Source organism: Kitasatospora sp. NPDC101108 (assembly GCF_055584725.1).
This window is the reverse complement of sequence record NZ_JBVJLM010000013.1, coordinates 12,537-27,334: the sequence shown is the minus strand read 5'-3', so window position 1 is coordinate 27,334 and position 14,798 is coordinate 12,537. Positions and strand designations below refer to the sequence as shown.

At 74.0% G+C, this 14,798-nt stretch carries 8 protein-coding genes, 1 tRNA gene and 2 pseudogenes; 3 read left to right on the top strand and 8 right to left on the bottom strand.

The window, feature by feature from the left end; translation table 11 throughout:
* Positions 1–37: 37 nt before the first annotated feature.
* The 3 genes and pseudogenes from ACZ6Z8_RS25830 to ACZ6Z8_RS25820 form a co-directional block, all read right to left on the bottom strand.
* Positions 38–113: transfer RNA gene (locus ACZ6Z8_RS25830), tRNA-His, on the bottom strand.
* 144 nt (positions 114–257) lie between these two features.
* Entirely contained in the window at positions 258–860 is a 603-nt protein-coding gene (gene orn / locus ACZ6Z8_RS25825) for an oligoribonuclease (RefSeq protein ID WP_465612433.1), read from the bottom strand.
* A gap of 874 nt (positions 861–1,734) precedes the next feature.
* Positions 1,735–2,740, bottom strand: a pseudogene (locus ACZ6Z8_RS25820) (helix-turn-helix domain-containing protein); the annotation flags it as partial.
* Between the two features lie 1,001 nt (positions 2,741–3,741).
* Here ACZ6Z8_RS25820 and ACZ6Z8_RS25815 point away from each other — a divergent pair.
* Positions 3,742–4,566 carry a GNAT family N-acetyltransferase gene (locus tag ACZ6Z8_RS25815; RefSeq protein WP_465612432.1) on the top strand — a complete coding sequence of 275 codons (825 nt, stop codon included), beginning with the start codon at positions 3,742–3,744 and terminating at the stop codon, positions 4,564–4,566.
* Positions 4,567–4,626: 60 nt separating this feature from the next.
* Here ACZ6Z8_RS25815 and ACZ6Z8_RS25810 read toward each other — a convergent pair whose 3' ends face one another.
* Complete coding sequence (locus tag ACZ6Z8_RS25810) at positions 4,627–5,928, bottom strand: HAD family hydrolase (protein WP_465612431.1); 1,302 nt, start codon at positions 5,926–5,928, stop codon at positions 4,627–4,629.
* Between the two features lie 832 nt (positions 5,929–6,760).
* Between ACZ6Z8_RS25810 and ACZ6Z8_RS25805 the strand changes: the two are divergent.
* Positions 6,761–7,186: pseudogene (locus ACZ6Z8_RS25805) on the top strand (universal stress protein); the annotation flags it as partial.
* 84 nt (positions 7,187–7,270) lie between these two features.
* Here ACZ6Z8_RS25805 and ACZ6Z8_RS25800 read toward each other — a convergent pair.
* The 4 genes from ACZ6Z8_RS25800 to ACZ6Z8_RS25785 form a co-directional block, all read right to left on the bottom strand.
* Entirely contained in the window at positions 7,271–8,461 is a 1,191-nt protein-coding gene (locus ACZ6Z8_RS25800; protein WP_380420718.1) for an acyl-CoA dehydrogenase family protein, read from the bottom strand.
* A 165-nt stretch (positions 8,462–8,626) separates the two neighbouring features.
* Positions 8,627–9,571 carry a hydroxymethylglutaryl-CoA lyase gene (locus ACZ6Z8_RS25795; RefSeq protein ID WP_465612586.1) on the bottom strand — a complete coding sequence of 315 codons (945 nt, stop codon included), beginning with the start codon at positions 9,569–9,571 and terminating at the stop codon, positions 8,627–8,629.
* 77 nt (positions 9,572–9,648) lie between these two features.
* Positions 9,649–11,949 carry an acetyl/propionyl/methylcrotonyl-CoA carboxylase subunit alpha gene (locus ACZ6Z8_RS25790; RefSeq protein ID WP_465612430.1) on the bottom strand — a complete coding sequence of 767 codons (2,301 nt, stop codon included), beginning with the start codon at positions 11,947–11,949 and terminating at the stop codon, positions 9,649–9,651.
* Between the two features lie 202 nt (positions 11,950–12,151).
* Positions 12,152–13,864, bottom strand: coding sequence for a carboxyl transferase domain-containing protein (locus ACZ6Z8_RS25785; protein ID WP_465612429.1), 1,713 nt, complete (start codon positions 13,862–13,864; stop codon positions 12,152–12,154).
* Between the two features lie 133 nt (positions 13,865–13,997).
* On the opposite strand from ACZ6Z8_RS25785, the gene ACZ6Z8_RS25780 reads away from it, so the two are divergent.
* On the top strand, positions 13,998–14,717 hold the full coding sequence (locus ACZ6Z8_RS25780) for an SACE_7040 family transcriptional regulator (RefSeq protein WP_465612428.1): 720 nt from the start codon (positions 13,998–14,000) through the stop codon (positions 14,715–14,717).
* Positions 14,718–14,798: the final 81 nt, after the last annotated feature.

The following is a 14,798-nucleotide window of genomic DNA, read 5'->3' as shown; positions in this document are numbered from 1 at the left end:
GGGGCCGATCTCTTGAAGAGATCGGCCCCTCGGGCTCTGGGGTGAGTGACGGGACTCGAACCCGCGACCACCTGGACCACAACCAGGTGCTCTACCAACTGAGCTACACCCACCATCTGTCCGGTCCGTTCCCGCTCTCGCGTTCCCGTTCCGACAGGAAGAACTCTACAGGATCCGAGAGGGTGCTCGCGCCAGGGTTTCGTTCCGGCGAACGAGGGCACCCCCTCCGACCCCGCGGAGGACCCGCGACCCCCGGATCAGTCGGCCACAGCCCGGTACTTCTCGGCGATGGCACGCGCGGTGTCGGCGTCCGGTCCGGGCTGCGGAACGAACACCGCCTCGCGGTAGTACCGCAGTTCGTCGATGCTCTCGCGGATGTCGGCGAGCGCCCGGTGGTTCCCGCCCTTCGGCGGGCTGTTGTAGTACGCCTTCGGGTACCAGCGGCGGGCCAGCTCCTTGATCGAGGAGACGTCCACGATCCGGTAGTGCAGGTGCTTCTCCAGGGCCGGCATGTCCCGGGCCAGGAAGCCGCGGTCGGTGGCCACCGAGTTGCCGCACAGCGGTGTCTTCCCGGCCTCCGGCACGTGCTCGCGTACGTACGCGAGGACCCGCTCCTCGGCCTCGGCCAGGGTCACGCCCTGCTCCAGCTCCTCCAGCAGGCCGGAGGAGGTGTGCATCGCGCGCACCACCTCCGGCATGTTCGCCAGAGCCTCCACGGGCGGGCGGATGATGACGTCCACGCCCTCGCCGAGGATGTTCAGCTCGGAGTCCGTCACCAGCACCGCGACCTCGACCAGGGCGTCCCGGTCGAGGTCGAGGCCGGTCATTTCACAGTCGATCCATACCAAACGGTCATTCACGCAACTCACCCTACGGCGCGATCACGCGCCGCGGGGACCGGTGGAGCCGAGCGGGGTGCCGGAGCGCAGGCCTCGGCCTGGTGCTCCTCCGCCCCGTCGTGCTCGCCGTGGCCGTCCGGATGCTCGCCCTCGCGGCCGGTGCGGACCGCGTGGCCGTCCCGTCCGGTACGGACCTCGCGCGCCGCCCGTCCGCCGTCCGCCGCGGCGGCCCTGGCACCCGGCGCGCGGACCTGCGGCGCCCGCGCCTGCCGGCCGCGGAGCTCACCCGTCCCGGCCGCCGACTGCCCGGCGGCCCCGGACGGCACCCGGCCGGACGGAGCGCCGTGCGCCCGCCCGGCCGCACCCGGCTCGTCGCCGGGGCGCTCGACCGTGCTGCGGTGCCCCTGGCCCTGACCGCGCGCCCCCGGCTGGGGGTGGCCGTCCTCGGCCGCCGCGTGCTCGGCGGTGCGCGGCGGACGCCCCGCACCCGGACCGCCCTGCGGCGGAACCAGTGGCGACCGCACCGGACCGCGCGACGCACCCTGCTGCCCGGGGTGCGGCTGCTGCGCGGCCTGCTGGTGCGGGTACGGCTGGCCCGCGCGGGCGTGGAAGCCCTGGGCGGCCGGCGTCCCGGCCTGCCCCGGGCCGTACGGACCGGCCTGCCCGTGCGGCACCGGCTGCCCGTGCCCGACCGGCTGTCCGTGGCCCGGCTGGCCGACCGGCACCTGCGCCCCCGGACCGGCCGGGAACGGGTGCGCCTGCGGACCGCCGTGACCCGCGCCGCCGTACGGCCCGCCACCCGCCGCCGAGGCGGCCGCGGCGGCCGCCGGGTGCGGCAGGGCGCCGGGCAGCCGGAGCTCGCCGCCGTGCGCCCCGGCCGGGGTCGGCGACTGCTGCCCGGGGCGGCGTGCCCGGTAGCTGGTCCGGTACGCGGCCGGGGAGACCCCGAGCTGGCGGCGGAAGTGCCCGCGCAGCGCGACCGGCGAACGGAACCCGCACCGGCGCGCCACGTCGTCCACCGACAGCTCCGAGGTCTCCAGCAGCCGCTGCGCCTGGAGCACCCGCTGGGTGATCAGCCACTGCAGCGGGGCACTGCCGGTGAGCGTGCGGAAGCGGCGGTCGAAGGTGCGCCGGCTCATGTAGGCACGCGCCGCCAGCACCTCGACGTCGAACTGCTGGTTGAGGTTCTCCAGCGCCCAGGTGACCACCTCGGCCAGCGGGTCGTTGCCGATCTCCTCCGGTAAAGACTGATCGATGTACTGGGCCTGTCCGCCACCGCTGCGGCGGCTGGGCACCACCAGGCGGCGGGCCAGCGCGTTGGCCGCCTCGGCGCCGTGGTCGCTGCGCACCACGTGCAGGCACAGGTCGATCCCGGCGGCCGTCCCGGCCGAGGTGAGCACGTCGCCGTCGTCCACGAAGAGCTCGCGCGGGTCGACGTGGACCCGGGGGTAGCGCTTGGCCAGGGTGGGCGCGTACATCCAGTGGGTGGTCGCCGGGCGGCCGTCCAGCAGGCCGGCCGCGGCGAGCACGAAGGCGCCGGTGCACAGTCCGATGATCCGCGCGCCCTCGTGGTGGGCCTTGCGCAGGGCGGTGATCGCCTCGACCGGCGGCGGCTGGGAGATCGAGCGCCAGGCCGGTACGACGATCGTGCCGGCCCGGGCGAGGGCCTCCAGGCCGTACGGCGCGGAGAGGGTCAGGCCGCCGGTGGTGGCCAGCGGGCCCTCCTCGCCGGCGCAGACCAGCAGCCGGTAGCGGGGGACCCCGGCGTCCTGGCGGTCCACGCCGAAGACCGAGAGCGGGATGGAGCTCTCGAAGATCGGCGCTCCGCCGAAGATCAGGACCGCGACCGTCTCCCGGCGGCGCCGGCCGGACAGCTTGCGCGGGGCACCGGCCGTCGACAGGGCGGACGGGGAGCCGCTGCCGCCCGGGCCGCCGTGGCCCAGCGGGCCGTGGCCGGGGGCGGTGCCCAGGGCGAGGCCGCCGAGCGGGCCGGGGCCGGCGCCGTTCAGCCCCGGGGCCGTGCCGGCGGCGGGGTAGCCGGGGTAGCCCGGATGTCCCGAGTGGCCCGCGGAGCCCTGATGCCCCTGCTGTCCCGGGTGCCCCTGGTGGTCGCTGCCGTAGGGCTGGACCGCGCCGCCGTGGCTCTGGGCCGGGCTGACGGAGCCTCGGCTGACGGGCTGTCCGGGGTGGTTCGAGTGCCCGCCCTGGGGTGACTGCGCCGCTCCGTGGGCCGTCGGGCCGTACGCCGTCGGACCGCCGTGCACGGGGCCGCCGTGGTCGCCCTGGGCATGGCCGGGGGCGGCGGACGGTGCGGCCGGATAGGAGGAGTGCGGGGCGGGGCCCGAGGCGCTCGGGGTGCCGGAGATGCGGGTGGTGGCGGCGATCGCGGAGGTGCCGGTGCTTCTCGCGGACCGGCTGACGGTGCCGGTCGGCGCCTGGCCGCTGTCAGGACCCGCGTCGCTCCTGCTCACCCTGCTCAAGGCGCTCAAGCCCCCTCGGTGGTGTGGTGTGGGTGGTGCGGCACTGCTGGCCAAGATCAAAATCTATCGGGTGGACCGTTGCCGTTGTGACAAGTTCACCATCCGACGCTATGTCGACATGGCAATTTGGCGTGATGCATTCGATCACGAAGCGTGGCACCCGTCGACCCTTCTGGGAAGAGGGCCGGTGCAACGGTGGCTGGTTGTCGCGGGACGGCTCCTGGGGCGTCCGGCTTCCGGGCGCCCGGCCTATGGGTCTGGACTGCGGATTTGCCCAAGCTGGAGGGAACGGCGCGAAATTGACCGAAAATCGGCGGTGCACGGGAGGGCGCACGAGCGCCGGCCGTGCGCCTCCCAGGCTTCATTCGGCCAGCGTCGGGGCCCACGGACCGGCATCCCCGGGGCCGGGCTACGGTCCTGCTGTGAACACCAACAGCCGGCTCGAACAGGCCAACGACAACGCCGCCGCCTTCTGGCTCGCCCAAGCCCGCGCGCACGGCTGGCAGTCCGATGTCCGACCGGGCCTCACCGCGGTCCGCTGCGCCCGCACACCGGACGACTCCCAACGCTTCCTGGTCACCCGGCCTTACGCCGAACCAGCCGACGTGGAAAAGCAGTTGGCCGAGCTGATGACCGCATGGGAGACCATCAGCTTCGCCCTGGAGGACCCGTACGGGGGGCTCGACCTGACCCGCTTCGGCGCCGTCCGGATTCCGATCATGCCGGTGATGGCCCGGGAGCCCGGACCGGTCGAGGGCGTGTCCGCCGGGCTCCCCGCCGGGCCCGCCGCCGAGCTTCCCGCCGTCTCACCGGCGCGCGGTGGCGGCACCCTGACGGTAGATGAGGCGTCGGACGGCGACACCTTCGCGCTGGTCGAGCGGATCATCGTGGACGGCTTCCCGCTGCCCGCCCGGCAGCCCTGGACCCGCGGCGACGCCCTCCCCGAACAACTGCTGCGCCAACCCGGCTGCCGGGCCTGGGCCGCCCGGGTCGACGGCGCACCGGCGGGCGCCTGCCTCACCTACGACGACGGGGTCGCCACCGGGGTGTACTGGGTCGCCACCCTGCCCGACCAGCGCGGACGGGGAGTGGCCCGCGCCGTGCTGCGGACCGCTCTGGCCCACGCCCACCCGGACCGCCCGGCCACCCTGGTCGCCACCTCGGCCGGCGAACCGCTCTACCGCCAGCTCGGGTTCACCGGGCAGGGCCCCACCTGCTGGTGGAGTCGCACCGCACTGGGCGGCTGACCAGCGGAGGCGTGCCCGGGGCCGCAGGCCGTCGCCCGGGGCGGCCAGCGGTCCCGGGTGCTACTGGGCGACCGCTGCGGCGAGCGGTGCCGCGGCGAGTGGCGTCCCGCCGAGGGGTGTCGCAGCGAGGGGTGTCGAGGCGAGTGGTGTCGCGGTAATCGGTGCCGTGACGAAGACGGTCCTGGCAGGTCCGGTCCCGTCGGTCCCGTCAACACCGGCGGCCCCACCGGCCCCACCGGCCGCTGTGTGCAGGGGCGTTGGCGGCGCCGGCGCGACCGCCGGTTCGCTGTCCACGCCCGGGCCCGCCGCGTCGCCCGGGCGCAGGTCGCCGCCCGCCCTGGCCCCCGCTTCCCTGCGCGCCCCTGCGGCCGGGAGGCCGTCGGCGATCGCGGCAAACTCGCCTGATCGGTTTCGGACACCGAACCCCGCTCCGGAAGCCGAGGCGGCCACCGCACCGGCGGTCAGGGCAACGGGCGCATTCGGGCCCTCCGGGGCGGCCGCCGCCGGACGTACGCCGGACCGCACGCCGAGCGGCGCCGTCGCGCGCACCGGTGCTCCCGCCACCTGCGGCCGACCCGTCGCGCCCGCGCGGACCGCCGGGCTGACTGCCGGGAGCGCCCCCGACCGGACCGCCGTCACGGCCCCCGGGAGCACCGCCGGAAGGGCCCCCGGCCGGACGCCGGGGCGGGCCGAGGGCGCGTTGCGCGCGGCCAGCACCAGGCCGACGGCCTCCGGCAGGCCGGCAGCTTTCAGCGTCGGCCGGTAGCCGCTCTCCGCCCACGGCCGGCCGTGGTGGAGCCAGACGCTGCGCAGCCCGGTCAGTTCGGCCCCGGCGATGTCGGCGGGCGCGTGGTCCCCGACCATCCAGGTGTGCGCCGCCCAGTCCCCGACCGGTCGGATGCCGCACCGTCGGGCGGCTATCTCGAAGATCAGTGGGTCCGGCTTGACGCAGTCGGCCTCTTCCGAGATCACCCAGCCGTCGACCAGTGGCCCCAGTCCGGTGCGCCGGATCTTCTCCAACTGTGGTCGGGTGCCGCCGTTGGAGACGATCCCGAGGGTCCACCCGGCCGCCCGGGCCGTCCGCAGCGCCTCGATGTGGCGGGGTGGGCAGTGGATGTGCGCGTTGATGCCGCGGCGGAAGTGCGCCAGCAGGAAGTCGACCGAGGCGTCCAGACCGTAGCGGCGCCGGACGGCGGACAGTACGGTGCTGCGCGGCACGTAGCCGCCGCCGTCGAGGGTGACGAACCAGTCGAGGTCGCCGGGCGGTAGGTGGTGTTCGGACAGGAAGTCCTGCGCCCAGGCCCGGAAGGCGGCGTCCCGGGGAAGCAACGTGTTGTCGAGGTCGAACAGGAGCAGGGGCATGCCGAGCATGGTGCCAGCGGCCACTCCTATGCACCTGGCAAATGCCAGAGCGCGTCGCGAAGCCGTGGGAAGTGGCTGAAAGGGCCCGACGCAGGATCGGCGGCGTGGGACCGGAGGGACGGAAGTGCAGGTCGGGGCTCGCGGGGCGTGACGGTTCGCGACGTCCCGCAAACGATCGTCGCCGATCCATGACAGTCCGGTCACGGTGTCCCGTGGGCCTGTTGCGCCGCCCGGCGCGCTCAGTCAAGCTCCTTAGAACCTCCGTTCTGGAGGGGGCGCGACTGCCTGCGGACAGGGCGCACTGCCACGGCGTGCGCATCCCTCGTTAGCGGGAACAACGTCGCTCCGGGGCTTCGCCGCTGGGCTGGGCCCCGCGCCCGTCGTACTCTGAAAGGAACAGGTCACATACGGTGCTGCGCGGCGCAGACCGACGTCATCCCGTGGGCGGGCCTGCTGCCCGGGCAGCGTTGTCCTCTCCTGTCGGCCCCTCTCCCTCGAAGAGCCGTGAGCCATGGCTGGTTTTGAGTCCTCCCGACCGGTCGAACCGGATGCGTCCGGCAACGCGGGCCCACGGCCCGAAGGAGATGGCGCCCGCACGAACCCCAGAACCGGTGACTTCGCGCGTGCTCTGCGCGGCCTCCGTCGCGGCAGCCTCTCCCGGCGCGACCGCCCAGGGCCCCGCCAGCGGCGTGACGGGCACCAGGCGGGCCCCGCGGAGCCTCCGGTGACGGGCGGCCGTCCCGGCCCCGGCGCCGAGCGTCCGGACACGGCCTCCGGCTCGGTCGGCGGGCACACCGAGCCGTCGGCGGAGGAGACGCCCGGGCACTCCCTCGACCCGGTGTTCCAGCACGGCGTCGTGGTCGGCTTCGACGGATCGCTGTCGAGCGAGCGCGCCCTCGCCTACGCGGTGGGCATGGCCCGCCGGTCGCAGTGCGGCCTGGTGATCGTGCACGTCGCCAACCGGCTCCCCGCCACGGTCTGGGCGGGCTGTGAACCTCCTGTCTTCGTCGACCTCCCGGACCACCGGACGGAGGTCCTCGGACTGGAACTCGCCTGCGCGGACTTCCTCGCGGGGGTGCCGTGGGTCCTGATCGAGCGCGGCGGTGACATCTGCCACGAGATCGAGGAGGTCGGCCGCGAGTACGCCGCCGACGCGATCGTCGTCGGCACGACCCACGGCCTGCTCGGCAAGATCTTCGGCTCGGTCTCCGGGCGGCTGGCGCGACGGGCCAACCGCCCGGTGATCGTGATCCCTTGAGGTCTCCGCTCCGCAACCTCGGCCGCGGATCGGTGAGTTGGCCCGGTGGGCCCGGCTCAGGAGGTGACCGTCAGGAAGTGACCGTCACGACGTGACGCCGAGTTCCCGGGCGATGAGCATGCGCTGGACTTCGGACGTGCCCTCCCCGATTTCGAGAATCTTGCAGTCGCGCCAGAAACGGGCGACCGGGAATTCGTTCATGAATCCGTACCCGCCGTGGATCTGGGTCGCCTCGCGGGCGTTGTCGACGGCGGCCTCGGACGAGTACAGCTTCGCGATCGCGGCCTCCTTCTTGAACGGTTCGCCGTGCAGCAGCCGGGAAGCGGCGTCCCGCCAGGCCAGGCGGGAGGTGTGGGCGCGCAGCTCCATGTCGGCAAGCTTGAACTGGATGGCCTGGTTGGCACCGATCGGCCGGCCGAAGGCCCGCCGGGTGCCGGCGTACTTGACGGACTCGTCGACGCAGCCCTGGGCCAGGCCGGTGGCCAGGGCCGCGATCGCGATGCGGCCCTCGTCGAGGATCCGCAGGAACTGGGCGTAGCCTCGGCCACGCTCGCCCAGCAGGTTGGCCGCGGGAACGCGGCAGTCGGTAAAGGACAGTTCGCGGGTGTCGGATGCGTTCCACCCGACCTTCGAGTACTTCTTCGAGACCTGGAACCCCGGGGTCCCGGTGGGCACGATGATGGACGAGATCTCCCGCACGGGCGAGCGGAATTCGCCCTCTTCACTCGAACGAGCGATCGGTTCGGTGAGCGCGGTGACGGTGACCAGTCCGGTGATGTCGGTGCCGGAGTTGGTGATGAAGCACTTCGTCCCGTTGATGACCCACTCGTCGGTGGTCTCGTCGTAGCGCGCGGTGGTGCGGGTGGCGCCGGCGTCCGAGCCGCCCTCCGGCTCGGTGAGACCGAAGGCGCCGAGGAGTTCGCCGGAGGTCAGCCTGGGCAGCCACTCCCGCTTCTGCTCCTCCGTGCCGAACCGGTAGATCGGCATCGCGCCGAGCGAGACGGCGGCCTCCAGGGTGATCGCCACCGAGGAGTCCACGCGGGCGAGTTCCTCCAGGGCGAGGCCGAGGGCGAAGTAGTCGCCGCCCATGCCGCCGTACTCCTCCGGGAAGGGCAGGCCGAACAGGCCCATCCGCCCCATCTCGCTGACGATCTCGTACGGGAACTCCTCCCGCTCGTAGAACTCGCCGATCTTCGGCGCCACCACGTCCTGGGCGAACTCGGCGACGGTGCGCCGCAGTTCCTCGTACTCGCTGCTGAGCCGGTGGTCGAGCATCTGATCCTCCTGGTGCCCGGCCGGGGTGGCCGCGGGCATGAACGGGATGACCGGCGTCCGTCCGAGGGTGTGACGGTCGCACGGTGTGGTTGACGGATGAACGCGGTGCGCGGCGCCGGCCGGACCGAACGGGCGGCCGACGCCGGTGGGTCGGGGCGGAGCCGGTCAGCCCCGGGGGGCGCCGAGCAGCGCCTGGACGGTGCGGGAGGGGCTGGGGCGGCCGAGGCGCTCGGCCATCCAGCCGCTGGTCGCGACCAGCGCGCGCAGGTCCACGCCGGTCCGGATGCCGAGCCCGTGCAGCATCCACACCAGGTCCTCGGTGGCCAGGTTTCCGGTGGCGCTCTTCGCGTACGGGCAGCCGCCCAGGCCGCCCGCCGACGCGTCCACCGTGGTGACGCCCTCGCGCAGCGCCGCCAGGGTGTTGCTGAGCGCCTGGCCGTAGGTGTCGTGGAAGTGCACGGCGAGCCTGCCGACCGGCACGCCGGCCCGGGCGAAGCCGGCCAGCAGGTCGCCGACCTGGCCGGGAGTGGCCACGCCGACGGTGTCGCCGAGGCTCAGCTCGGCACAGCCCATCTCCAGCAGCTGGACGCCGTACCGGACCACCTGGTCGACCGGGACGGGCCCCTCCCAGGGGTCGCCGAAGCACATCGACAGGTAGCCGCGCACCGCGACCCCGGCCTCGGCGGCCCGGGTGACGACCGGGCGGAACATCTCCATGGCCTCGTCCGCCGAGCGGTTGAGGTTGCGCCGGGCGAAGGTCTCGGTGGCGCTGGCGAACACCGCGATGTCGGTGGCGTGGTGGGCGAGCGCGCGGTCGAGGCCGCGCTCGTTGGGCACCAGCACCGGCAGCCGCAGTCCGGGGTGGCGTTCCGGCAGGTCGGCGAGCCGGGGCATCAGCTCCTCGGCGTCGGCGAGCTGGGGTACCCATTTCGGGTGAACGAAGCTGGTCGCCTCGACGGTCCGCAGGCCGACGGCGGCGAGTCGGCCGATGAACTCGGCCTTGACCTCGACGGGCACCAGGGCGCCCTCGTTCTGCAGGCCGTCGCGCGGCCCGACCTCGTGGATCCGGACCTCCTCGGGCAGGCCGGGGGCGCGGACCGGGGCGGGCAGCCCGAGGTCGAGGGCGTCGGGCTCGCGGACGGCACCCTCCTCGGCGCCGGTCGTCCGGACGGTGCTCTCCTGGGGCGTCACGACCGCACCTCCGCGGGCTCGGCGGCCTCCTCGGCCGGGGTGACCACGACCAGCAGGTCCTCCATCGCGACAGCGGCGCCGGCGGTGGCCCGCAGCTCGGCCACCACGCCATCGTGCGGCGCGGCGATCACGTGTTCCATCTTCATGGCCTCCAGCACGAGCAGGGGCTGGCCCTTGCGGACCGTCTCGCCCGCCGTGGTCTTGACGACCGTGACCGTTCCCGGCATCGGGGCGGTCAGGGCGCCGTGGTGGGCCGCGGCGCCGGCAGCGCTCTCGACCACCGGGTCGTAGGAGTGCATCGGCCAGGCGTCGCCCTCGATGCCGAGCCAGGTCACCGGACCGGCTGCGAGGCCGGGGGCGGCGTCGGTGGCCAGCGCGAAGGCGGTCCGCAGGCCGTCGACGGTCAGGTGCAGCCGGTCCGCCGCCAGGGTCGCGCGGGCCCGGTGCACGGGCCCGGCATCCAGCCGGATCTCCACCTCGCGGGTGGGTTCGGGGGAATTGTCAGTGGCCTCGGTTACGTTGCCCGCAGTGATCGGACGAATGCGCACCGAGACCGGATCCTGGCCGGGGGTACGGAGTCGGTGGGTGGTCCAGGCGGGGGTGCCGCCGAGGCGCCAGCCGGAGGGGGAGGAGAACGGGTCGGTCCAGCCGCCGGGCTCGGCGGCCGGGGTGAGTTCCAGGTGCCGTGCCAACGCGGCCGCGAAGTAGAGGAGGTGGGCCGGTGACGGGGGTTCGGTCGTCGGGGCTTCCGTCGTCGGGGCTTCGGTCCCGTCAACGGGTGTCGCGTAGTCCGTGGCACCGGCCGTGGCGGGCGCCGTCGACGGCGCCGCGTTCGATGCTGCCGCGTTCGACGGGGAGTGGGGCGCGACGAGCAGGGCCGGCTGCTGCTGGGCCGTCTGTTCCACCAGGCCGGTGTCCAGTCGGCCGGCGACGACGTCGGGGTGGGCGAGCAGTCGGCGCAGGAAGCCGGTGTTGGTGGTGACACCCAGGATGCGGGTGTCCGCCAGCGCGGCGCGGAGCCGGCGCAGCGCGGTCGGGCGGTCGGGCCCGTACGCGATGACCTTGGCGAGCATGGGGTCGTAGGCGCTGGTGACGACGGTTCCGGGGGCGACCCCGGAGTCGACGCGGATGCCCTCGCCCCGGGGCTCGTCCAGGGTGAGGATGCGACCGCCGGTGGGGAGGAAGTCCCGTTCCGGGTCCTCGGCACAGATGCGGGCCTCGATGGCGTGGCCCAGGAAGGAGATGTCGGACTGGGTGAAGGAGAGCGGCTCGCCCGCGGCGACGCGCAGCTGCCACTCGACCAGGTCCAGACGGGCCGCCTCCGGACCGACGGCGACGGCGAGTTCGGTGACGGGGTGCTCGACCTGGAGGCGGGTGTTCATCTCCATGAAGAAGAAGTCCCGCACGCCCTCGGAAGCGGAGGCGGGGGCGTCCGGGTCGATGCCGGGGACGATGAACTCCACGGTGCCGGCCCCGGTGTAGCCGCAGGACTCCGCGGCGCGGACGGCCGCGGCGCCCATCGCGGCGCGGGTCTCGGCATTGAGGAGAACGGAGGGAGCCTCTTCGATCAGTTTCTGGTGGCGGCGTTGGAGGCTGCACTCGCGCTCGCCGAGGTGGACGGTGGTGCCATGGGCGTCGGCGAGCACCTGCACCTCGATGTGGCGCGGCCGGTCGACCCAGCGCTCCAGCAGCAGGGTGTCGTCGCCGAAGGCGGTCCGGGCGACGCGGCGGGCGGCGCCGATCTCGGTGCGCAGGTCGGCGGGGTCCCGCACCAGGCGCATGCCCTTGCCGCCGCCACCGGCGGAGGGCTTGAGCAGAACGGGGTAGCCGATCTCGTCGGCGGCGGCGACGAGTTCCTCGTCGGTGGGCGAGGTGGCCTGGCTGCCGGGGACCACCGGGACGCCGGCGGCCCGTACGGCCTCCTTGGCGTTGATCTTGTCACCCATCAGCTCGACGGCACCGGGAGGTGGTCCGATGAAGACGAGGCCCGCGTCGGCGCAGGCGCGGGCGAAGCCGGGGTTCTCGGCGAGGAAGCCGTAGCCGGGGTGGACGGCCTGGGCGCCGGTGCGGCGGGCGGCGGCCAGGATCTGGTCGGTGCGCAGGTAGGTCTCGGCGGCCGAGCTGTCGCTGCGGTCGGCCGGGCCGAGGCGGACCGCGACGTCGGCCTCGCGGACGTGGGGTGCGTCGGCGTCCGCGTCGCTGAACACGGCGACCGAGCGGACACCGAGCCGCCGCAGGGTGCGGATCACCCGCAGCGCGATCTCGCCGCGGTTGGCGACCAGAACTGTGTCGAACATGGGAGGCGTTCCTCCGGGTCGAGGGGAGCCGTAAGAGAGGGGAGCCGTAAGAAGGCGGTGGCGGTGGGCGGTCGGGGTGCCGGCCCGGTCCTCGGACCGGCACCCCGGGAGTCACACCCGGAAGAAAGGGGTCACGGAGCGAGCCCCGCCGGCGCTGTCACGGGGTGGAGCCGGTGACGGTCGGCACGACCGGCGTGCGGCGTCACATGCGGAAGACGCCGTACGGAGCGGGCGGTGCCAGCGGGGCGTTGGCGCAGGCGGTGAGGGCGAGGCCGACGACGGTGCGGGTGTCCATCGGGTCGATCACGCCGTCGTCCCAGAGCCGTGCGGTGGCGTAGTAGGCGTTGCCCTGCCGCTCGTACTGCTCGCGGACCGGGCGCTTGAACTCCTCCTCCGCCTCGGTCGGCCACTCCTCGCCGTGCGCCTCCAACTGGTCGCGGCGGACGGTGGCCAGCACGGAGGCCGCCTGCTCGCCGCCCATGACGGAGATCTTGGCGCCCGGCCACATCCACAGGAAGCGAGGTGAGTAGGCCCGGCCGCACATCGAGTAGTTGCCGGCTCCGTACGAGCCGCCGATCACCACGGTCAGCTTCGGGACCCGGGTGCAGGCGACGGCGTTGACCATCTTGGCGCCGTGCTTGGCGATGCCGCCCGCCTCGTACTGCCGACCGACCATGAAACCGGTGATGTTCTGCAGGAAGAGGAGGGGGATGCCGCGCTGGTCGCACAACTCGATGAAGTGGGCGCCCTTGACGGCCGACTCGGAGAACAGCACGCCGTTGTTGGCGACGATGCCGACGGGGTGGCCGTGGATCCGGGCGAAGCCGGTGACCAGGGTCGCGCCGTACTCGGCCTTGAACTCGGCGAAGCGGCTGCCGTCGACCAGCCGGGCGATCACCTCGCGCACGTCGTAGGGCGTGCGCGGGTCGACCGGGACGGCGCCGTACAGGCCGGCCGGGTCGACGGTCGGCGGCTCGACCGGGGTGAGCGGCCACGGCTTGGCCGCACGCGGGCCGAGCTCGGACACGATGGTGCGGACGATGGAGAGGGCGTGGGTGTCGTCCTCGGCCAGGTGGTCCGTCACGCCCGAGGTGCGGGAGTGCAGCTCACCGCCGCCCAGTTCCTCGGCGGTGACCACCTCGCCGGTGGCGGCCTTCACCAGCGGCGGCCCGCCCAGGAAGATCGTGCCCTGGTTGCGGACGATCACCGCCTGGTCGCTCATCGCGGGGACGTACGCGCCGCCGGCCGTGCAGGAGCCCAGCACAGCGGCGATCTGCGGGATGCCCGCGGCCGAGAGCCGGGCCTGGTTGTAGAAGATCCGGCCGAAGTGGTCGCGGTCCGGGAAGACCTCGTCCTGCATCGGGAGGAAGGCGCCGCCGGAGTCCACCAGGTAGATGCAGGGGAGGCGGTTCTCCAGCGCGACCTCCTGGGCGCGCAGGTGCTTCTTCACCGTCATGGGGTAGTAGGTGCCGCCCTTGACGGTGGCGTCGTTGGCGACCACCACCACCTCGCGTCCGGCGACCCGGCCGATGCCGGCGATCACCCCGGCCGCGGGCGCCGCCCCGTCGTACATCCCGTCGGCGGCCAGCGGGGCCAGCTCCAGGAACGGCGAGGCCGGGTCGAGCAGGGTGTCCACCCGGTCGCGGGGGAGGAGCTTGCCGCGCGACGTGTGCCGGGCGCGAGCCTTGGCACCCCCGCCGAGGGCGGCGGCGTCGAGCTTGGCGCGCAGTTCGGCGACCAGCGCCTGGTGGGCTTCGGTGTTGGCCCGGTAGGCCGCGGAGCCCGGGTCGGCGGAGGTGCCGAGCCGGGGCGCCGGAGCGGCCGCTGCCGGCGCTGCGGCACCGGATGCCGTCGCCGTGCCGGTCACTGCGTTGAGCCGGGCACCGGTGGGTGCGCCGGTGGTTGAGATGACCATTCCCAAGAGCTCCCTTGCCCTCGGCAGCAGGTGGGCGGGGCCGAGTGCGGTTCGCCCGTGTGCCCACGTTAATTAACGTTAACTTACGCGCCCAGGTTAACGGCCGATAACCCGACTGTCTACGATGGGCAGCATGCCGAACGTCCCCGCAGCCTCCGCGCTCCCACGCCGTGACCAGATCCGCCGGGAGGCCGCGCGACTGTTCGCCGCCCGGGGCTTCCTCGGTGTGGGCGTGGACGAGATCGGCAAGGCCGTCGGCATCAGCGGCCCCGGTCTGTACCGTCATTTCGCCGGCAAGGACGCGATGCTGGCCGACCTGCTGATCGGCATCAGTGAGCGCCTGCTGGAGGAGGGGCGCCGCCGGGCGGGCGGCGGTGACGGTCCGGCCGCCGCGCTGGACGCGCTGATCAGCGGCCACGTCGACTTCGCCCTGAACGACCGCGACCTGATCACCCTGCACGACCGCGAGCTGCTGAACCTCAAGGAGGAGGACCGGCGCACGGTCCGCCGGCTCCAGCGCGGCTACGTCGAGCTGTGGGTGGACGTGGTCCGGCAGGCCCACCCGTCGCTCGCCGCCCCCGCGGCCGAGCCGATGGCCCGGGCCGCCGTGCACGCGGTCTTCGGCCTGATCAACTCGACCCCGCACAGCCTGGGCCCGAACCCGGCTCAGGGTGAGCGCGCCGGACTTCAGCGCGACGGCATGGCCGCGCTGCTGCACACCCTCGCCCACGGCGCCTTCGCGGCCGCCGCCGACTCCGCGGCCGCTGGCTCCGCGGTCACCGACTCTGCGGTCACCGGCTCCGCAGCCACCGACCCCGCAGCCGCCGACCCGGCTGCTGCGGACTCCGCTTGAGGTCGATCGCCGGGAGTGTCGAGCGCTCCAATCGCCGGGGCCCCCAGCGCTGGGAGTGCCCCGATCGCGGGGAGTGCCTCG